Source organism: Acidovorax sp. SUPP2825, assembly GCF_030158995.1.
Lineage (GTDB): Bacteria > Pseudomonadota > Gammaproteobacteria > Burkholderiales > Burkholderiaceae_C > Paracidovorax.
This window is the reverse complement of record NZ_BQXK01000023.1, coordinates 1-19,344: the sequence shown is the minus strand read 5'-3', so window position 1 is coordinate 19,344 and position 19,344 is coordinate 1. Positions and strand designations below refer to the sequence as shown.

Genomic DNA, 19,344 nt, shown 5'->3' with positions numbered 1-19,344 from the left:
TGCGTGCGGTCCCGCTGAACGAACCCTTTGACAGGCATGGCGCCCTTTTCGACACGTGGCGTCCCTTTCCCCGCAATTGCTGAACCATGAATACGGTGGACGCCAAACGGGTCCTTGAAACCGCGCTGATCTGCGCTCCGCAACCGGCGACCCTGCGCGAGTTGCGCACGCTCTTCAACGACGCTCTCGGAACCGATACCCTGAAAACCATCCTGCTGGAACTCCAGCAGGACTGGGCATTGCGGGGCGTGGAGCTCGTGCAGGTCGCGACGGGCTGGCGTTTCCAGAGCCGTCCCGAAATGCGCGAGTACCTGGACCGGCTGCATCCGGAAAAGCCGCCGCGCTACACCCGGGCCACCCTGGAAACGCTGGCCATCATTGCCTACCGGCAGCCGGTGACGCGGGGCGACATCGAGGACATCCGCGGTGTGACCGTGAACAGCCTGATCATCAAGCAGCTGGAAGACCGTGGCTGGGTGGAGGTCATCGGGCACCGCGAAACCGTGGGCCGGCCCGCCCTGTTCGCCACCACGCGGCAGTTTCTGGACGACCTCGGGCTGCAGTCGCTCGACCAGTTGCCCGTGATGGAAAATCCGGCCGTGCAGGACAGCGTGCTCGAAGCGCTGGGTTCTGGCGGCACCTTGCCGCTCGACGCACCTGCCGACCCGGCGCCAGGGGATGACCCCCCTGTGGCAGAGGCGGTGCCTTCGGTGCCGCAGGGCTCCGAAACGGAGCCGGTCACCGGCCCGTCCACAGAAGACACGCCGCGCCCATCCGACGAAGAAGACGTGCTGGCCCCCTCGCACGAGAAGCCAAAAGACGCCGATAACGGCACACCAGAGAGTCTCCCATGAACGATCCCATTTCAGAACCTGCCGACGACCAGCCCGCGTTGCCCGCCGAGGCAGACGCCAGCGTGAAGAAGCCCGCGACCCGCAAGCCGCCCCGCAAGAAGGCGCCGAAGGAGTCCGACGCGGCAGCAGGCCAGCCGGTGGAGGCTTCTGCCGAGTCCGCGCAGGATGCCGAGGCTGTCGCTGCACCGGATGGGACGGCGGTGGAGGCTGCCCCTGCGCCGGGGCGGACTGAACCTGCTTCAACCAGATCGGAGCGCCCTTCGGGGCCTCGCCCTGCTGCGGGGGCGCGTACCACGCCGGGATATCAGTTCGCCGACGTGGTGTCCGGCCGCCTGGACGAGGACGAAACGGCAGCCGATGCTGTGCCGCCGCGCCGCGTCCTGCTGCCGCAGGTGGAAACGCCCAAGCTGCACAAGGTGTTGGCCCAGGCGGGGCTGGGCTCTCGCCTGGAAATGGAGCAATTGATCCTGGAAGGCCGCATTTCGGTCAACAACGAGCCGGCGCACATCGGTCAGCGCGTGCAGTTCGGCGATCAGGTGAAAGTGAATGGCCGGCCCATTCGCTACCGCATCGATCCCCCTCCCGCCCGGGTCATCGCGTACCACAAGCCAGCGGGCGAAGTGGTGACGCACGACGATCCCCAGAACCGGCCCACCGTGTTTCGCAAGCTGCCGCGGCTCGCCCATGGAAAGTGGCAGTCCGTGGGGCGGCTGGACCTGAACACCGAGGGCTTGTTGCTGTTCACCAGTTCGGGCGAGCTGGCCAACCAGTTGATGCACCCCCGCTTTGGCCTGGAGCGTGAATATGCCGTGCGGGTGCTGGGCGCACTCAGCAACGAAGAGAAGCAGCGGCTGCTCGACGGCGTGCAGCTCGACGACGGCATGGCTTCGTTCGGCTCTATCGAGGATGGCGGCGGCGAAGGCTCCAACTGCTGGTATCGCGTGACCATCTCCGAAGGCCGCAACCGCGAAGTCCGGCGCATGCTGGAGGCCGTGGGCCATGCGGTCAGCCGGCTCATCCGCATCCGCTACGGCGCGATGATGCTGCCCCGCGGACTCAAGCGCGGCGCGTGGCTGGAACTGGACGAGCGCGATATCCGCGCGCTCATGCAGGCCGTGGGTGGTGGCAACAAGGCCCCCAGAGAGACGGTCGAGGCACCTGCCGGACCTGCGGACCGCAAAAGCGGCTTGCGCCGTGGCGGGCCCCGCGGTCGCAACAATGGCACGCCGCGCGATGCGGCCGCGCCATCTTCTGCGCGCAAGCCGGGCTATGGACCGGGCGCAGGGCGCGGCAAGGACGGCGCACCCGGTGGGCGCCAGGGCGGCGGTGGCGGCACGGGCAGCCAGCCGGATCCGATGAAGACGTCGGTGGGCTACATCGGCACGGACAGCCTGTCGCGCTACCGGCAGGACCAGAAACGCAACGGCCCGCCGCGCCGCGGCGGTCGCTGAACCTTCGCGCCTTGGGGAATTAATCCGCCCAGTTAGAATCGAGGGCTTTGTCCGCAGGGCGAAAAATTCAAATAGATCAACCACTCTCCAGGAAAATCAACATGGCTATCGAACGCACCCTCTCCATCATCAAGCCCGACGCAGTGGCCAAGAACGTCATCGGCCAAATTTACGCCCGCTTCGAAGCCGCTGGCCTGAAGGTGGTCGCAGCACGCATGGCCCACCTGTCGCGCCTGGAAGCCGAACAGTTCTACGGCGTGCACAAGGAGCGTCCTTTCTTCAAGGACCTGGTGGACTTCATGATCTCCGGCCCTGTGATGATCCAGGCCCTGGAAGGCGAGAACGCCATCCTGAAGAACCGTGAACTCATGGGCGCCACCGACCCCAAGAAGGCAGAAGCCGGCACGATCCGCGCTGACTTCGCAGACAGCATCGATGCCAACGCCGTGCACGGTTCCGACGCCTTGGAAACCGCTCAGGCAGAAGTGGCTTTCTTCTTCCCTGGCCTCAACATCTACTCGCGCTGATATGCGATCCACCCTTGCGCCGGAGCGCTGCCCAGGCCGCGCGCCCAGTGCAGGGGGCGGTGATCGACGTGAACAGCCTTCGCTCCGATGACCACCAATCTCCTTGACTTCGACCTCGACGGTCTGGCTGCGTTTTGCGAGCAGCTGGGGGAGAAGCGTTTTCGGGCGACCCAATTGTTCCGCTGGATTCACCAGCGGGGCGCGCACGATTTCGACCAGATGAGCGATCTGGCGAAGTCGCTGCGGGAAAAACTGAAGTCCTGCGCCCATGTGCAGGCATTGCCGGTCGTGAGCGAACATGTTTCGACGGACGGCACGGTCAAGTGGCTGTTCGACGTGGGTGACGGCAATGCGGTCGAAACCGTGTTCATCCCAGAGGATGACCGGGGCACCCTGTGTATTTCTTCCCAGGCCGGATGCGCCGTGGGATGCCGTTTCTGCTCCACCGGACACCAAGGTTTCAGCCGCAACCTGACGACGGGCGAAATCATCGCCCAGTTGTGGTTCGCGGAGCATGCACTGCGCCGAAGGCTGGGCAGCGAAGAGCGCGTCATCTCCAACGTCGTGATGATGGGCATGGGTGAGCCGCTGCAGAATTACACCGCCCTCGTGCCCGCGTTGCGTGCCATGCTGGACGATCACGGCTATGGCCTGTCCCGGCGCCGCGTGACGGTGTCGACCTCGGGTGTCGTTCCCATGATGGATCGGCTTTCCCAGGACTGCCCTGTGGCGCTGGCTGTTTCGCTGCACGCGCCCAACGATCCGCTGCGTGACAACCTGGTGCCGCTCAATCGTAAATACCCGTTGCAGGAGCTTCTGGATGCCTGCCAGCGCTATCTGGCGCATGCGCCGCGCGATTTCATCACCTTCGAATATTGCATGCTCGATGGCGTGAACGACCAGGCAGAACATGCCCGGCAACTCATCGATCTGGTGCGACCCCGCCATGGGCAGGGTGTTCGCTGCAAGTTCAACCTGATTCCATTCAACCCCTTTCCTGCTTCCGGCCTGCACCGATCGACCCCGCAGCAAGTTGCGGTTTTCGCAAAGTTGTTGAGTGATGCGGGTATCGTTACGACCGTGCGCAAAACGCGTGGCGACGATATCGACGCCGCGTGCGGCCAGTTGGCGGGAGATGTGAAAGACCGAACCCGGGCCGCCGAGCGCATGGCCAAGCAGCGCACCATCGTGCTCAAGCCTGTGACGTGATTTTCCGGTGCGGCTGACCCCCTTGGGCCCGCCATCTCGGAAAACGCCGTGACGGACGAAGGGGTGAAGCGATGCCGCCATTGGGATTTTCAAATCACCTTTTCCGGAAGCTGGCGCATGGCACGCATTGCCTTTGAGCAGGAAGGATCTACATGACGAGATCGGTCGCGGTTGTTGAGCGGCATGCCCGATGGGCGATGGCCTTGTGCCTTGCTGCGGTCGGGTTGGCGGGCCTGGGTGGGTGCGCGGCCTCTGGCGGCTCGAATGCCTCGTCTGGCAGTGCGGAGTACGTCACGCCGTCGGAAGAGACGGAAACCCGCCGCCGCGCCAGGCTCCGGTTGGAGCTGGCCGCCAATTACCTCGAGATGGGCCAGACCACGGTGGCGCTGGACGAAGTACGCCAATCGCTGACCACAGACCCGTCGTACGGTGATGCCTACAACCTGCGCGGGCTGATTTATCTGCGCCTGGGGGATCTGCCGCTGGCGGAAGAGAGCTTTCGCCGTGCACTCGGCTTTCACCCGTCCGAGCCCAACCTGCTGCACAACTATGGCTGGCTTCTGTGCCAGCAGCAGAAGTACGCGGAAAGCCAGCAGTATTTCGAGCGGGCCCTGGCCAGCCGGACCTATACCGCCCGCAGCAAGACGCTCATGGCCCAAGGCCTTTGCCAGGAGCGTGCCGGGCAGATCGCAGAAGCCGAGCAGACACTGCTCAAGGCGTATGAACTGGATGCGGGCAACCCTGTGGTGGGATACAACCTGTCGTCGCTCATGTTTCGCCGCGGCGAGATCAAGCGTGCGCAGTTCTACATTCGCCGCCTGAACAACAGCGAGTTCGCCAATGCGGAATCGCTTTGGCTGGGCATCAAGATCGAGCGGGCGTTGAGTGATTCGGTGGCGATGCGGCAACTCGCCGAACAACTGCGCAAGCGTTTTCCTGACTCCAAAGAATTGATGGCATATGACCGAGGGGCGTTCAATGAATGAGCCGGTGGTGGGGCACGATGGACAGCCTGTGGACAGTGAAGTCTCGCCAACCCAGGACAGCGTGGCCGCAGGGCTGATGCTGCGGCAAGCCCGCGAATCCGCTGGCGTGCACATTGCGGCACTGGCCGTGGCCCTCAAGGTGCCGGTGCACAAGCTGGAAGCCTTGGAAGCGGGTTACTTCGAGGTTTTTCCGGACGTGGTTTTTGTGCGTGCCCTGGCCTCCAGCATGTGCCGCACGCTCAAGGTGGATCCCGCACCCGTGCTGGCGCTGCTACCGCGCAATCAGCCACCTGCGCTGTCGGCGCACCGAGGCATCAATGCATCGTTCAAGCCTGGCAGCGGCCAGTTGGCGTCGTCTTCCAGCGGATCGGGTTCCCGCACCGCCATCTTCGCGGTGATCGTGTTGCTGGTGGGCGCTGCTGCCGTTCTGCTTTGGCCCCATCGGCCTGATGGCGTGGCCGGCAATGAAACAGTGTCGGCGACAGGTACGGCCCCGGAAGCCGAAGGCGCCAAGGGCGGCGATGCTGCCAGTCCTGCCCAGCCAGTGACTGCACTTTCGGTTCCAGCCCCGTCGGCTTCTGCACCATCTTCCATGGCAAGCCCATCGAGTGTATCGCCCGCGGCGACGGCTGCAGTGGCCGCGCCTGAGGCCCCGGCATCCGCACCGGCAGGTAGTCCGGATGCCGCCCTGGTCATTCGCACGCGCGGAGAATCGTGGGTTCAGGTGCGCAGTGCGGCGGGAGCCACCGTCCTTCAGCGTGTCTTGGCGGCCGGCGAGAGCGTGACGGTTCCGGGAACCCCGCCATGGTCCGTGGTCATCGGTAAGGCCGACGTCACTGAAGTGGTGGTCCACGGCAAGCCTTTGGAGCTCAAAACCGTTTCGCGCGAAAACGTTGCTCGATTTGAGGTGAAACCGTGAACCCTTTATTAACGCCCGCTTTTCCGATTGCGATGGCTGCGCCCCAGCCGCGACGCTCGCGGCAAGCCCGAATCACCTGGGGCTCGCGTGTGGTCACGGTGGGCGGAGACGCACCCGTGCGCGTGCAGTCCATGACCAATACCGACACCGTCGATGCAATCGGCACGGCGATACAGATCAAGGAACTGGCGCAGGCCGGTTCCGAGTTCGTCCGGATCACCGTGAACACGCCCGAAGCGGCTGCGGCGGTCCCCTATATCCGTGAGCAGCTCGATCGCATGGGCGAAACCGTTCCGCTGGTAGGAGACTTCCATTACAACGGGCACCGGCTGCTGACCGAATACCCCGATTGCGCCCAGGCGCTGTCCAAGTACCGCATCAACCCCGGCAATGTCGGTAAGGGCGACAAGCGCGACCGCCAGTTCGGCCAGATGATCGACGCGGCGATGCGCTGGGACAAGGCCGTGCGCATCGGCGTCAACTGGGGCAGCCTCGACCAGGAGTTGCTCGCCGAGCTCATGGATGCCAACAATCGGCGGCCGTCTCCTTGGGATGCGCGGCAGGTCATGTATGAAGCGCTGATCACATCGGCCATCGAATCGGCGAAGCGCGCCGAGGAAATGGGGCTGGATGGCAACCAGATCATCCTCTCGTGCAAGGTCAGCGGAGTGCAGGATCTGGTGTCCGTGTACCGTGAGTTGGCAAAGCGTTGCGACTACGCCTTGCACCTGGGCCTGACCGAAGCGGGTATGGGCACCAAGGGAACCGTGGCATCCACCACGGCCTTGTCGATTCTTTTGCAGGAAGGCATCGGCGACACCATCCGCGTCTCCCTAACGCCGCAGCCTGGCGAGGCCCGCACCCAGGAAGTCGTCGTTGCTTCCGAAATTTTGCAGGCGCTGGGTTTGCGCATGTTCGTGCCCAGCGTGACCGCATGCCCCGGTTGCGGGCGCACGACCAGCACCACCTTTCAGGAGTTGGCCAAGCAGATCGATGACTTTCTGCGGTCGCAGATGCCGGTCTGGCGACTCAAATACCCCGGGGTCGAAAAGATCAAGGTGGCGGTGATGGGCTGCATCGTGAACGGTCCGGGTGAAAGCAAGCACGCCGACATCGGCATCAGCTTGCCGGGCACCGGAGAGGCCCCGGCCGCGCCCGTCTTCATCGACGGAGAGAAGGCGTTGACCCTGCGCGGCGACAATATCGCGCAGGAGTTCCAGCAGCTCGTCGAACGCTACATCGCCGACCGCTTCAGCACGGCGGTCGCTGCTTCTTGATCTGAATTGAAAGCCGCCTTCCGAGCCCGCGCATGCGCAGGCCGCTGCTGGCGCGCCAGTCACTTAACCATTGATGCATTCCGTGAGCAACAAGACAAGCAATCCTCTGCCAAAGACAAGCAAATTGGTGGCCGTCAAAGGCATGAACGATATTCTTCCCCTCGACTCGGCGCGCTGGGAATGGCTGGAGGACAAGGTGCGGGCACTCATGGCCCGATATGCCTATCGCAATGTGCGAACACCCATCGTCGAACCGACGGCGCTGTTCGTGCGTGGCTTGGGCGAAGTGACCGATATCGTCGAAAAGGAAATGTATTCGTTTGAAGACCGTTTGAACGGTGAGCATCTGACGCTGCGTCCCGAGGCGACGGCAGGCGTCGTTCGTGCCGCAGCGGAGCATTCGATGCTGTACGACGGTGGCAAGCGCCTGTACTACATGGGGCCGATGTTCCGCCATGAGCGGCCCCAGCGGGGGCGCTACCGGCAGTTTCACCAGGTCGGTGCCGAAGCCATGGGTTTCCATGGCGCCGAGGTCGACGCCGAGCTGATCCTGCTGGCGGATGCACTCTGGAAGGAGCTGGGCCTGAAAGACGTTCGCCTGGAACTCAACAGCCTTGGGCAGCCTGAAGAGCGCAAAGCCCACCGTGCGGCGCTCATCGCCTATCTGGAAGGCCATTCCGAGCTTTTGGACGAGGATGCTCGCCGCCGCCTGCACAGCAATCCCCTGCGCATCCTGGATACGAAGAATCCGGCCATGCAGAGCTTGGTGCAAGCGGCTCCCAAACTACTGGACTACCTTGGCGAAGAATCCAGGCGCCACTTCGACACCGTCAAGGCCATCCTTGATGCGAATGGCGTGGCCTGGACCGTCAATCCGCGCCTGGTCCGGGGCATGGACTACTACAACCTCACGGTCTTTGAGTTCGTGACGGAGCAACTCGGCTCCCAAGGCACCATTTGCGGCGGGGGGCGCTACGACTATCTCTTCGAGCAAATTGGAGGCAAGCCCGCGCCGGCGGTGGGCTGGGCTCTTGGAGTCGAGCGTGTGCTGGAACTCGTCAAAGAGCAGGAAGCGGCCCCGCCCATGCTGTTGGCCGATGCCTATGCCATCGTGCCGGACGAAAAGTCGTTGCCCGCTGTCATGGCCGTGCTGCAGCAGTTGCGGGCCTTGGGCGTGAGCGTGCAGATGCACAGCCCTGCGGTTCGGGGCGAAGGCATGGGTAGCATGAAATCGCAGTTCAAGAAGGCCGATGCCAGCGGCTGCAGGCACGCATTGATCTTTGGTGCTGACGAGCTTGTGCGATCGGCCGTAACGATCAAACCGCTGCGGGAAGGCGGGGGTGACCAGGTGGAGCGGGCGCTCGATGCGCTGCCCGACTGGGCGCCCACTCTACAATCCCCCCGCTAACAGAGACCCTACATGGCAAATCACCTCGATCTTGAAGAACAAGAGCAGCTTGACCAACTCAAGCATTTCTGGAATACCTGGGGCACGCTGATCAGTGGCATCCTGGTATTGGTTTTCGGCGCGTTTGCGGCATGGAATGGATACCAGTACTGGCAGAACCGACAGGCGGCACAGGCGGCTGCGCTGTCTGATGCCGTGGAAACGGCTGCGCAGGCAAAAGACACCCCGCGCTTGGAGCAGGCTTTCGGCGACCTCAAATCGCGGTATGGCGGTACGACAAAGGCGGGGCAAGCCGGCCTTCTGGTAGCCAAAAGCTTGGTGGAAAGCGGCAATCCAGACGGTGCCAAGGCGGCCCTGGCTTGGGTTGCGGACAATGCTTCGGATGCGGGCTACAAGGCACTAGCCAAACTGCGGCTTGCCAGCTTGCTGATGGACCAGAAGGCATACGACGAAGCGTTGAAGCAGTTGTCTGGAAGTTTTCCTGCAGAGTTCGATGCTTTGGTCGCGGACCGCAAGGGCGACGCATTGGTGCTGCTGGACAAGAAGCCGGAAGCCATCGCTGAATACCAGCGTGCCTACAAATCGCTGGAAGAGGGCATGGAGTACCGCCGCTTGGTCGAGGTGAAGCTCAATGCCCTGGGTGTGCAGCCACAACTCGTGGCCTCGGCAGCGACTGCGGGAGATTCCAAATGATGCGCAGTCACATGGATTTTCAGGCAACACGTTTGGGTGCACCACGCGCAGCGGTCGCTGCCGTGGCAACGGCGTGCTTTCTACTGTTGACCGGTTGCTCTCTGTGGGGCGGTCCCGCAAAGCCGAAGCCCGCCGAGTTGGGTGCGAACGTGCCAGTGATCGGTGTGCGCCAAGCGTGGACGTCGAAAGTGGGCGCCATCGGTCGGCTGCCGCTCGATGTGCATGTCAATGGCAACACGGTGACGGTGGCTTCTGCGGATGGCGTGGTCGTTGCCGTCGATGCGCGCACCGGCGGTGATGTCTGGCGAGCCAGCCTTGGCACACCTTTGTCTGCTGGTGTGGGCAGCGACGGCAAGTGGGCCGCTGTGGTCTCCGTCGATAACCAGTTGATTGCCTTGTCCGATGGCCGTGAGATTTGGCGCAAGCCGCTGTCCGCGCAAGCGTACACAGCGCCGTTGGTGGCGGGCAATCGCATCTTCGTCCTGGCGGCCGATCGGTCCGTTTCGGCGTTTGATGCTGCGACGGGGCTTCGTTTGTGGAATCAACCCAGGCCGGGAGAGCCGCTGGTGTTGCGCCAGTCGGGTGTATTGACGGCTGTAGGCGACACGCTGGTCGCGGGACTGGCGGGCCGGATGGTCGGATTCAATCCTGACAATGGCACGGTGCGTTGGGAAGCGCCGCTGGCCAGCCCCAGAGGGACCAATGATGTCGAGCGGCTGGTTGAATTGGTCGGGCGCACAAGCCGCGAAGGCGACAGTGTTTGTGCCCGCGCTTTCGTGTCTACTGTGGGTTGTGTGAACACGGTGCGAGGTACCGTGGCCTGGACGCAGCCGGCCAATGGAACGGAAGGCATTCACGGCGATGACACCTCGATTTTCGGCACAGAGAGCAACGGGGTGGTGATTGCTTGGCGGCGTGCCGATGGCTCGCGTGCCTGGTCTTCGGACCGACTTCAATACCGGCGCTTGACCGCACCGCTGTTGCTTGGCAGGTCGGTCGTCGTCGGTGACGACACGGGCTTGGTGCACCTGCTCTCGCGTGAAGATGGCTCACCGCTGAATCGGATGACGACGGATGGTTCAGGCATCGCTGCAGCGCCGGTGGCGGCAGGGAGCACTCTGGTGGTCGTAACGCGCAATGGCGGCGTTTACGGCTTCCGCCCGGATTGACGGGTTGATCTGGATGAAACCAGTCATCGCTTTGGTCGGTCGCCCCAATGTGGGCAAATCCACGCTCTTCAACCGGCTGACGAAATCGAGGGATGCGATCGTTGCCGACTTCGCAGGCTTGACGCGCGACCGGCACTACGGGAACGGAAAGCAGGGCAAGCACGAATACATCGTGATCGACACCGGAGGCTTCGAGCCCGATGCCGCCAGCGGCATTTACCGCGAGATGGCCAAGCAGACACAGCAGGCTGTCGCTGAGGCCGATGTCGTCATCTTTGTCGTCGATGCCCGCGCCGGGTTGTCTGCTCAGGACCATGACATCGCCAACTACCTGCGGCGCTTGGGCAAGCCTTGTCTCCTTGTCGGCAATAAGGCCGAGGGAATGCGCGAGGGGGTGCAGCTCGTCGAGTTCTATGAGCTGGGGTTGGGAGAGATCTATCCCATTTCAGCAGCCCACGGACAGGGTATTCGCAGCTTGGTTGAGTTGGCTCTGGAGCCTCTCCACTTGCCGGATCCGGACGAAGACGCGGAAGCCGAAGACAAGAGCGTGGTCAAGCTTGCGGTAGCTGGCCGCCCGAATGTCGGTAAGTCCACCCTGATCAATACGTGGCTGGGCGAGGAGCGCTTGGTGGCATTCGATATGCCAGGGACCACGCGAGACGCCATTTCCGTTCCTTTCGAGCGTAATGGCCAGCGCTTTGAGCTCGTCGACACCGCAGGCTTGCGTCGAAAAGGTAAGGTGTTCGAAGCCATCGAGAAGTTCTCCGTGGTGAAGACACTGCAAGCCATTGAGTCCGCCAATGTGGTGCTTCTTGTTCTCGATGCGACGCAGGGGGTCACCGACCAGGATGCGCACATTGCTGGATACATTCTTGAAAGTGGTCGCGCGGTGGTTTTGGCAGTCAACAAATGGGATGCCATGGACGACTACGGTCGCCAACTGCTGGAGCGCTCCATCGAGACGCGGTTGTCGTTCCTCAAGTTTGCGTCGTTGCATTTCATTTCAGCAAAGAAGCGCCAGGGGTTAGGCCCTTTGTGGACATCCATCGTGCAGGCCCAGAAAGCGGCGATGTGCAAGATGTCCACGCCCGTATTGACGCGGTTGCTGCTGGAGGCGGTGCAGTTCCAGGCGCCCAAGCGTTCTGGCATGTTCCGGCCCAAGTTGCGATACGCCCATCAAGGCGGCATGAATCCGCCTGTCATCGTGGTCCATGGCAATTCGTTGGAGCATGTCACGGAAGCGTATAAACGCTTCCTAGAAGGCCGTTTCCGCAAGGAGTTCGATCTGGTCGGGACCCCCCTTCGCATCGAGTTGAAGACGTCGCACAACCCCTTCACCGATAAGGGCGACCACTAGCCCAGGACCCTGCGAGGGGTTTCCTCGGTTTTCCTTCGGCGCCTCTACAGCTGTGGTAAGGTGCCGCTTTACAACAATATTCCTGAACACGGAGAATATCGTGAGCAACAAAGGCCAACTTCTTCAAGATCCCTTCCTGAACGCGCTTCGTCGCGAGCATGTACCCGTCTCGATCTATCTCGTGAACGGCATCAAGCTTCAGGGCCAGATCGAATCATTCGACCAATACGTGGTGCTGCTGCGTAACACGGTCACCCAGATGGTCTACAAGCACGCCATCTCCACCATCGTCCCAGGTCGCGCTGTCAACTTCTCGACGGCTGAAGCGTCCGACGCCGAGGCCGGTAACTCTTGAACGAAGGTGGTATGCCCGTCGGGCATGTAGCGAACATGCCTCTGGGCGGGCCGTCTTGAGTTCATACGATACGCTTGCCTCTCCCAAGACGCCGGTCATCTTGGTTGGCGTTGATTTTGGTTTGCCCCATTTCGACGCTGAGTTGGAAGAGTTGGGTCTGCTTGCGCAGACAGCGGGATTGAATCCCGTGGCGCGAATCACCTGCAAGCGGAAAGCCCCTGATGCCGCCTTGTTTGTAGGCAGTGGCAAGGCGGACGAGATCCGGCTGCTTGCGCAGATGCATCAGGCGGTGGAAGTGCTGTTTGACCAGGCCTTGAGTCCAGCGCAACAACGCAATCTCGAACGGCATCTGGATCTTCCAGTCAATGATCGAACGTTGTTGATCTTGGAAATCTTTGCCCAGCGTGCCAGAAGCCATGAAGGCAAGCTGCAAGTGGAGTTGGCAAAACTCCAATACCTGAGCACCAGACTTGTCCGACGCTGGTCCCATCTGGAGCGTCAGCGTGGGGGCATCGGAGCCCGGGGTGGGCCAGGCGAAACACAGATCGAGCTTGATCGAAGAATGATCGGTGAGTCGATCAAGCGCACACGCGAAAGACTAGAAAAGGTCAAGCGTCAGCGCTCCACACAGCGACGCCAGCGCGAGCGCCGGGACACTTTCAACATATCGTTGGTGGGGTACACGAACGCCGGTAAATCCACACTGTTCAATGCACTGGTAAAGGCGCGAGCGTACGCCGCAGATCAGCTGTTTGCCACATTGGATACGACGACTCGCCAACTCTATCTTGCAGAGGCTGGGCGATCGGTGTCTTTGTCGGACACCGTGGGGTTCATTCGTGATCTTCCCCATGGATTGATTGATGCGTTCCAGGCCACTCTCCAGGAGGCGGTGGATGCAGATCTTTTGCTGCATGTGGTAGATGCATCGAATCCCAACTTTCCAGAGCAAATTATGGAAGTCCAGCGGGTGCTCTCTGAAATCGGCGCTGCGAACGTGCCCCAGATACTGGTTTTCAACAAGCTGGACATGTTGTCGCCCGAGCAACGGCCGGAAGTCCTGAATGACATCTACGACATGCAAGGTACCCCCGTTCAGCGGTTCTTCCTGAGTGCTGGCTCTGGAGAGGGGCTTCCCTCCTTGAGGCGCGGATTGTCGGACTGCGTGCCCAAAGCCCAGCCGGCATCCATGACCCTAGGTGCCGATGCTGAATTGCCTCCAGATAGTGCCTGATTGGGCACAATGCCGCTTTGTTCACGTATTCAGAGAAACAGAGATTTTGCGAATGAATCCTCAAAGCCGTACCCCGCGCTGGGCCATATTGCCTGAGCGCATCCGGGGAATGTTGAATCTGAATGACCCCCGTTGGGGTCGTGGCGATGATAAGAACGATGGCACGGGAAACTCCGATTCGGAGCGTCCCCCATCCACGCCCCCCTCGGGTCATCGAGGACGTGACAAAAACACCGCTGGTCAGCCACCGGACCTGGATGAACTCTGGCGTGACCTCAACCGCAAGCTGGGCGGTCTCTTTGGGGGGAAGCAGGGTGGAGGCCGTGGTCCTGCAGGCGGCGGTTTCCAGCCGGACATGAAAAATGCGGGTTTCGGCATTGGCTTGATTGCCGCAATTGCCGTGTTGATCTGGCTTGGGACCGGATTTTTTATTGTGCAAGAAGGTCAGCAGGCCGTCATCACACAGTTTGGAAAATACAAGAGCACCGTGAACGCCGGTTTCAACTGGCGGCTGCCTTATCCGATCCAGCGTCACGAACTCGTTTTCGTGACGCAAATCCGGTCTGCCGATGTCGGCCGGGATGTGGTGATCAAAAGCACCGGCTTGCGTGAATCGGCAATGCTGACTGAAGACGAGAATATCGTCGAAATCAAATTTGCCGTGCAGTACCGTTTGAACGATGCGAGAGCTTGGTTGTTTGAGAGCCGTAACCCATCAGATGCCGTGGTGCAAGCAGCTGAGACTGCGGTGCGGGAGATCGTCGGCAAGATGCGGATGGATACCGCTTTGGCCGAAGAGCGAGATCAAATTGCGCCAAGGGTGCGCACTCTCATGCAGACGATCTTGGATCGCTATAAGGTTGGTGTCGAAGTGGTGGGCATCAATTTGCAGCAGGGAGGGGTGCGTCCTCCTGAGCAAGTGCAGGCAGCTTTCGATGATGTTCTGAAGGCGGGGCAGGAGCGGGAGCGGGCCAAGAATGAAGCTCAAGCATATGCCAACGATGTCATCCCTCGCGCGGTCGGGTCGGCCTCTCGGTTGGCTGAGGAAGCAGCAGCCTACAAGTCGCGGATTGTGGCTCAGTCCCAGGGCGATGCGCAGCGATTCAGTTCGCTGCTTGCTGAGTATCAAAAGGCGCCCCAGGTGACCAGGGACCGCCTCTACATCGAATCGATGCAGCAGATCTACACGAACGTCACCAAAGTGCTGGTGGAGTCCCGTCAGGGCTCGAATCTGTTGTACTTGCCTTTGGACAAGATCATGCAGGGTGTCGCGCAGACTGGTGCTGCAGCGTCGAATGATTCCTTGCCGCCAGCGGCGTCGTCTGCTGTTCCGCCGTCGGGAACTGCTTCCACATTTCCCGCTGACCCCCGTGCGCGGGACTCCAGCCGTACGCGTGAGCGCGAGTCTCGATAGGAGCGCATTGTGAACAGAGTCGGATTTTTCGTTTCTACTGTCTTGGTTTTGCTTGCTCTCTTGAGCTCAACCTTGTTTGTGGTGGACCAGCGCCAATTCGGTGTGGTGTACCAACTGGGTCAAATCAAAGATGTGATTACGGAGCCAGGTCTTAACTTCAAGATGCCCCCGCCCTTTCAGAATGTGCGATACATCGACAAGCGGTTGTTGACACTTGACAGTACTGACACCGAGTCGATGTTGACTGCCGAAAAGCAGCGGGTGGTCATTGACTGGTATGTGCGCTGGAGGATCTCAGATCCGTCAGCTTACATTCGCAACGTCGGCCTTGATGAGAATGCCGGAGCGCTGCAGTTGAATCGGGTCGTGCGTAACGCCTTCCAGGAAGAAGTCAACAAGCGGACCGTCAAGGAGTTGTTGTCACTTAAGCGTGATGCTTTGATGTCGGACGTGAAGCGCGAGGTGCTGGAGGTCGTTCAAGGTGCCAAGCCTTGGGGCGTCGATGTCGTTGATGTTCGCATCACCCGCGTGGACTATGTCGAGGCCATCACAGAGTCTGTTTATCGACGCATGGAAGCAGAGCGCAAGAGAGTGGCCAACGAACTGCGTTCCACAGGCGCGGCAGAGGGCGAAAAAATCCGAGCGGATGCAGACCGTCAGCGTGAAGTCGCGATTGCCAACGCATATCGCGATGCCCAGAAGGTGAAGGGCGAAGGTGATGCAGAAGCTGCTCGCGTTTATGCAGAAGCTTTTGGACGTGACCCGCAATTTGCGCAGTTCTATCGCAGCTTGGAAGCTTACAAGTCGAGCTTCAATAAGAAGAGCGATGTCATGGTGGTAGACCCTTCCTCCACTGAATTTTTCAAAGCTTTCCGTGGAGGTGGCGCTAGCTCTGGCGCTGCGCCTACATCCGCGACTCGTAAGTAGGTCCATGGATAGCGCGCTCTCGCTGGGCGCGCTTACTTTTTTGTGACTTCCGGTGCTGTTGTCTTAGTACAGAAATTCGGCGCCGCACGTGGTCTATTGAGTCATCGCATCGATGACGCATGCATATGACCGCTTGGTCAGTTCGCTGCTGTGGGTGGAGGTGGCCACTGCGGACGGTCATGCCGGTAGAATCGCGTTTTTAACAGCCTCCCACTTTCCATGTCTGCTTGGGTCCTGCCGGATCACATTGCCGATGTCTTGCCTTCCGAGGCTCGACACATCGAAGAACTACGTCGCGGGCTGATAGACACCGCTCAGGGCTACGGCTATGAGTTAGTCATGCCTCCCTTGATGGAACATTTGGAGTCGTTGTTGACGGGCACGGGTGAGGCGCTCGACCTTCAGACCTTCAAGCTGGTCGATCAGTTGTCGGGGCGCTCCTTGGGCGTACGCGCCGATATGACACAGCAGGTTGCACGCATTGATGCCCATTTGCTCAACCGCAAAGGTGTTACGCGGCTGTGCTATTGCGGGCCTGTGCTTCATACGAGGCCTGATCGCCCCCATGCAACGAGAGAGCCGCTTCAATTTGGCGCCGAAATTTATGGTCACGCGGGTCTGGAAGCTGACCTAGAGGCGGTTTTGCTTGCGCTGCAATGTCTACGCGTGGCCGAAGTTCGTGACACCAGCGTAGATTTGGCAGATGTACGCATCGTGCGGCGTCTTCTTACAAATCTCTCTTTGGACGCGCATGCGGTACGCAGAGTGCATGCCGCACTTGCTGCCAAAGATGGGAGCGAATTGGCAAGTCTTACGCGCGACTTCCCTTCGACATCGCGTGAGGGGCTGAAGGCGCTGCTGCAGTTGTATGGTGACGTTTCTGTTTTGGACGAAGCACAGGAAGCGCTTCATCACGTTCCCGGCGTGGACGAAATATTAACCAATTTGCGATCTTTGGCCGCTCATCTTGTAGGGGCCAACGTCACATTTGATTTGGCGGATTTGAGAGGGTATGCCTACTACAGCGGAACTCGGTTCACCATCTATGCAAAGGGAGCGAGCGACGCTGTGGTTCGTGGTGGTCGGTACGATGAAGTTGGAGCGGTTTTTGGCCGTAACCGTCCTGCAGCCGGGTTTAGCTTGGATATCAAACAACTGGTAAGCGTCGTCTCTCCACGGGCGTTGAAAACTGCCATCAGGGCCCCATGGATGCAAGATTCCGCCGTCAACGAGGCTGTCGCTGATTTGCGTAGCCGCGGTGAGACCGTTGTGTGCGTTTTTCCTGGTAATGAGAGTGAGTTCGACGAGTTTCGTTACGACCGGGAGTTGGCTAAAGTTGCCGACCGTTGGATCGTGAAAGTTATCTGAAGCATTAGCTATATTGAATCGGGTTTGAAATGAAAGCAACCAAAGGTCGGAACGTAGTCGTTGTAGGCACCCAATGGGGTGATGAAGGCAAGGGAAAGCTGGTTGATTGGCTTACAGAAAGCGCCCAAGGTGTTGTTCGTTTCCAAGGCGGGCACAATGCAGGTCACACTTTGGTCATCAATGGCGTCAAGACGGCCTTGCACCTGATTCCGAGTGGCATCATGCGGCCGGGCGTCAAATGCTACATCGGCAATGGTGTCGTGCTGTCGGTTGCCAAGTTGTTTGAAGAAATAAAAGGCTTGGAAAAAGCTGGGGTTGAGGTTCGATCGCGCCTTCGAGTAAGCGAAGCCTGCCCACTCATTTTACCCTTTCACGTAGCCATCGACGTGGCTCGAGAGGCTGCACGAGAGCACCAGGGGACCGAAAAAATAGGAACAACAGGTCGTGGCATTGGTCCTGCTTACGAAGACAAAATTGCTCGACGCGCACTTCGTGTCCAAGACCTGAAGTATCCAGCCCGTTTTGCTGAAAAGCTGCGTGAGTTGCTGGCACTGCATAACCATGTTCTCAAGACTTTTTTAAACTCCGGCTCTTTTGTTTTTGGTGATTCGTTGGCCCCCTATTTGGTTGACGGAGAAGTGCAATTCAATGCAGTCTTCGACGAGGCTATGCAACATGCGAAACTGCTTGCTCCCATGATTGCAGATGTATCTAGCGAATTGAATGCTGCCCATGTAGCGGGAGCCAATTTGCTTTTTGAGGGTGCACAGGGAACCTTGCTGGATGTAGACCATGGCACTTACCCCTATGTGACATCTAGCAATTGTGTCGCTGGCAATGCTGCTGCGGGATCTGGCGTGGGTCCCAACCTGCTTCACTATGTTTTGGGCATCACCAAAGCCTATTGCACGCGGGTTGGAGGAGGTCCTTTCCCTACGGAGCTGGATTGGGAGGTTCCTGGTACACCGGGTTATCACATGAGTACGGTAGGCGCGGAAAAAGGCGTCACTACAGGCCGCAGTCGCCGTTGTGGTTGGTTCGATGCAGCACTTTTGAAGCGAAGTGCCCAAGTCAATGGACTGACAGGGCTCTGTATCACGAAGCTGGACGTTTTAGATGGATTGTCGGAACTCATGCTTTGCACAGGGTATGAGCTTGATGGAGCGTACATCGAAATTTTACCGATGGGAGCAGAGGATATTTCCCGCTGCACTCCCATTTATGAGTCAATTCCCGGTTGGACTGAATCGACTGTGGGAGTGACAAAATATGAAGAGCTACCTGCTAATGCGAGAAGGTATTTGGAGCGAATTGAGGAGGTGACTGGAGTTCCAATTGCTATGATTTCCACGAGTCCTGATCGAGACCACACCATTACATTGCATAACCCATACTTGGTAAGTTGAAATTTACTAGTTAGTCACTGTGTGAGTCTGATGAATGAATCAGGAGTTTTAAATGTTAACGGAAGACGGTAAGCATCTATATGTGAGTTATGATGAATATCATAGCTTGATTGAGAAATTGGCACTTAAGATTCACCAGTCTGGCTGGGAGTTTGATACGATTTTGTGTCTCGCCCGTGGTGGGTTGCGTCCTGGCGATATTTTAAGTCGAATATTTAGCAAGCCGCTTGCAATCATGTCCACTAGTTCATATCGTGCAGAAGCGGGGACAATTCAGGGGTACTTGGATATTGCAAGATTTATCACAACACCAAAAGGTGAAATTGCGGGTAGAGTACTTTTGGTGGATGATTTGGCTGATTCCGGACATACTTTGAATGCGGTTATAGAGTTGTTGAAGACTCAATACACTCCTATTGTTGAGCTACGTAGTGCGGTAGTTTGGACTAAAGCAATTTCAAGCTTCACTCCGGATTATTCTGTTGAATTTTTAACCACGAATCCGTGGATTCATCAGCCTTTTGAAGGTTATGATAATCTGAGTCCTGAGAAATTAATGGATAAATGGCGATTATAATTTTATGTGAGAGCTCTATGTTAAGAGGGAGCATCTCACAACCCCTGATGACATATTTTTGATGCGGACGGTCAGTTTCCATCCCTTTTGGGAGCCTCTCACAACCCCATGTTTGACGAATCCGAATAGGGAGGAGTGGGCGCCAGTAGCCGTTTGAGCGTGATGAGGCCCAGCAGCGGTCTGCGCCTGGGTGCATGAGGGGCCTTGCAGGCC

18 protein-coding genes are annotated in these 19,344 nt (G+C 59.4%); all 18 read left to right on the top strand.

Annotated features, from left to right (window positions below; all coding sequences use genetic code 11):
- Nucleotides 1-86: 86 nt before the first annotated feature.
- The 18 genes from scpB to AVAK2825_RS21480 all read left to right on the top strand — a co-directional run bounded on the left by scpB (nt 87) and on the right by AVAK2825_RS21480 (nt 19,131).
- Nucleotides 87-854, top strand: coding sequence for an SMC-Scp complex subunit ScpB (gene scpB, locus AVAK2825_RS21565; protein WP_284402504.1), 768 nt, complete (start codon nt 87-89; stop codon nt 852-854).
- Nucleotides 851-2,305, top strand: coding sequence for a pseudouridine synthase (locus AVAK2825_RS21560; protein WP_284402503.1), 1,455 nt, complete (start codon nt 851-853; stop codon nt 2,303-2,305). Before scpB ends, AVAK2825_RS21560 begins: the two co-directional genes overlap by 4 nt.
- A 101-nt stretch (nt 2,306-2,406) precedes the next feature.
- Nucleotides 2,407-2,832 (top strand): nucleoside-diphosphate kinase, encoded by a 426-nt coding sequence (gene ndk / locus AVAK2825_RS21555; RefSeq protein WP_272551858.1) that lies wholly within the window; start codon nt 2,407-2,409, stop codon nt 2,830-2,832.
- Between the two features lie 87 nt (nt 2,833-2,919).
- Nucleotides 2,920-4,041: a dual-specificity RNA methyltransferase RlmN gene (rlmN, locus tag AVAK2825_RS21550; RefSeq protein ID WP_272568220.1), complete on the top strand. Its 1,122-nt coding sequence runs from the start codon at nt 2,920-2,922 to the stop codon at nt 4,039-4,041.
- Between the two features lie 152 nt (nt 4,042-4,193).
- Nucleotides 4,194-5,027, top strand: coding sequence for a type IV pilus biogenesis/stability protein PilW (pilW, locus tag AVAK2825_RS21545; RefSeq protein ID WP_442867365.1), 834 nt, complete (start codon nt 4,194-4,196; stop codon nt 5,025-5,027).
- Nucleotides 5,020-5,946: a helix-turn-helix domain-containing protein gene (locus AVAK2825_RS21540; protein ID WP_284402502.1), complete on the top strand. Its 927-nt coding sequence runs from the start codon at nt 5,020-5,022 to the stop codon at nt 5,944-5,946. The genes pilW and AVAK2825_RS21540 overlap by 8 nt, the downstream gene beginning before the upstream one ends.
- Nucleotides 5,947-5,978: 32 nt before the next feature.
- Nucleotides 5,979-7,223 carry a flavodoxin-dependent (E)-4-hydroxy-3-methylbut-2-enyl-diphosphate synthase gene (gene ispG / locus AVAK2825_RS21535; protein ID WP_284402501.1) on the top strand — a complete coding sequence of 415 codons (1,245 nt, stop codon included), beginning with the start codon at nt 5,979-5,981 and terminating at the stop codon, nt 7,221-7,223.
- 73 nt (nt 7,224-7,296) lie between these two features.
- The gene (hisS, locus tag AVAK2825_RS21530) at nt 7,297-8,631 is read left to right on the top strand and encodes a histidine--tRNA ligase (protein WP_502870582.1); all 1,335 of its coding nucleotides are present in this window, start codon (nt 7,297-7,299) and stop codon (nt 8,629-8,631) included.
- 12 nt (nt 8,632-8,643) lie between these two features.
- A complete protein-coding gene (locus AVAK2825_RS21525) occupies nt 8,644-9,324 on the top strand; it encodes a YfgM family protein (RefSeq protein WP_284402500.1) in 681 nt (226 codons plus the stop codon).
- Nucleotides 9,321-10,493, top strand: coding sequence for an outer membrane protein assembly factor BamB (gene bamB / locus AVAK2825_RS21520; protein ID WP_502870581.1), 1,173 nt, complete (start codon nt 9,321-9,323; stop codon nt 10,491-10,493). Before AVAK2825_RS21525 ends, bamB begins: the two co-directional genes overlap by 4 nt.
- Before the next feature lie 13 nt (nt 10,494-10,506).
- Complete coding sequence (gene der, locus AVAK2825_RS21515; RefSeq protein ID WP_272568223.1) at nt 10,507-11,850, top strand: ribosome biogenesis GTPase Der; 1,344 nt, start codon at nt 10,507-10,509, stop codon at nt 11,848-11,850.
- A gap of 100 nt (nt 11,851-11,950) precedes the next feature.
- Nucleotides 11,951-12,205 (top strand): RNA chaperone Hfq, encoded by a 255-nt coding sequence (hfq, locus tag AVAK2825_RS21510; protein WP_284402499.1) that lies wholly within the window; start codon nt 11,951-11,953, stop codon nt 12,203-12,205.
- A 55-nt stretch (nt 12,206-12,260) separates the two neighbouring features.
- Complete coding sequence (gene hflX, locus AVAK2825_RS21505; protein WP_284402498.1) at nt 12,261-13,439, top strand: GTPase HflX; 1,179 nt, start codon at nt 12,261-12,263, stop codon at nt 13,437-13,439.
- Nucleotides 13,440-13,491: 52 nt separating this feature from the next.
- Nucleotides 13,492-14,853 (top strand): FtsH protease activity modulator HflK, encoded by a 1,362-nt coding sequence (gene hflK, locus AVAK2825_RS21500; protein WP_284402497.1) that lies wholly within the window; start codon nt 13,492-13,494, stop codon nt 14,851-14,853.
- 9 nt (nt 14,854-14,862) lie between these two features.
- The gene (hflC, locus tag AVAK2825_RS21495; protein ID WP_284402496.1) at nt 14,863-15,780 is read left to right on the top strand and encodes a protease modulator HflC; all 918 of its coding nucleotides are present in this window, start codon (nt 14,863-14,865) and stop codon (nt 15,778-15,780) included.
- 219 nt (nt 15,781-15,999) lie between these two features.
- Nucleotides 16,000-17,148 carry an ATP phosphoribosyltransferase regulatory subunit gene (locus tag AVAK2825_RS21490; RefSeq protein WP_284402495.1) on the top strand — a complete coding sequence of 383 codons (1,149 nt, stop codon included), beginning with the start codon at nt 16,000-16,002 and terminating at the stop codon, nt 17,146-17,148.
- A 29-nt stretch (nt 17,149-17,177) separates the two neighbouring features.
- On the top strand, nt 17,178-18,554 hold the full coding sequence (locus AVAK2825_RS21485; protein WP_284402494.1) for an adenylosuccinate synthase: 1,377 nt from the start codon (nt 17,178-17,180) through the stop codon (nt 18,552-18,554).
- Between the two features lie 52 nt (nt 18,555-18,606).
- Complete coding sequence (locus AVAK2825_RS21480) at nt 18,607-19,131, top strand: phosphoribosyltransferase (protein ID WP_284402493.1); 525 nt, start codon at nt 18,607-18,609, stop codon at nt 19,129-19,131.
- The last annotated feature ends 213 nt before the right edge of the window (nt 19,132-19,344 follow it).

What these genes read in the sequence shown, in the direction of transcription:
- AVAK2825_RS21485 (WP_284402494.1), top strand. Translation starts at nt 17,178, where the DNA reads ATGAAAGCAACCAAAGGTCGGAACGTAGTCGTTGTAGGCACCCAATGG.
- pilW (WP_442867365.1), top strand. Translation starts at nt 4,194, where the DNA reads ATGACGAGATCGGTCGCGGTTGTTGAGCGGCATGCCCGATGGGCGATG.
- AVAK2825_RS21525 (WP_284402500.1), top strand. Translation starts at nt 8,644, where the DNA reads ATGGCAAATCACCTCGATCTTGAAGAACAAGAGCAGCTTGACCAACTC.
- AVAK2825_RS21480 (WP_284402493.1), top strand. Translation starts at nt 18,607, where the DNA reads ATGTTAACGGAAGACGGTAAGCATCTATATGTGAGTTATGATGAATAT.
- rlmN (WP_272568220.1), top strand. Translation starts at nt 2,920, where the DNA reads ATGACCACCAATCTCCTTGACTTCGACCTCGACGGTCTGGCTGCGTTT.
- hisS (WP_502870582.1), top strand. Translation starts at nt 7,297, where the DNA reads ATGCATTCCGTGAGCAACAAGACAAGCAATCCTCTGCCAAAGACAAGC.
- der (WP_272568223.1), top strand. Translation starts at nt 10,507, where the DNA reads ATGAAACCAGTCATCGCTTTGGTCGGTCGCCCCAATGTGGGCAAATCC.
- ndk (WP_272551858.1), top strand. Translation starts at nt 2,407, where the DNA reads ATGGCTATCGAACGCACCCTCTCCATCATCAAGCCCGACGCAGTGGCC.
- ispG (WP_284402501.1), top strand. Translation starts at nt 5,979, where the DNA reads ATGGCTGCGCCCCAGCCGCGACGCTCGCGGCAAGCCCGAATCACCTGG.
- scpB (WP_284402504.1), top strand. Translation starts at nt 87, where the DNA reads ATGAATACGGTGGACGCCAAACGGGTCCTTGAAACCGCGCTGATCTGC.
- hflK (WP_284402497.1), top strand. Translation starts at nt 13,492, where the DNA reads ATGAATCCTCAAAGCCGTACCCCGCGCTGGGCCATATTGCCTGAGCGC.
- AVAK2825_RS21540 (WP_284402502.1), top strand. Translation starts at nt 5,020, where the DNA reads ATGAATGAGCCGGTGGTGGGGCACGATGGACAGCCTGTGGACAGTGAA.
- AVAK2825_RS21490 (WP_284402495.1), top strand. Translation starts at nt 16,000, where the DNA reads ATGTCTGCTTGGGTCCTGCCGGATCACATTGCCGATGTCTTGCCTTCC.
- AVAK2825_RS21560 (WP_284402503.1), top strand. Translation starts at nt 851, where the DNA reads ATGAACGATCCCATTTCAGAACCTGCCGACGACCAGCCCGCGTTGCCC.
- bamB (WP_502870581.1), top strand. Translation starts at nt 9,321, where the DNA reads ATGATGCGCAGTCACATGGATTTTCAGGCAACACGTTTGGGTGCACCA.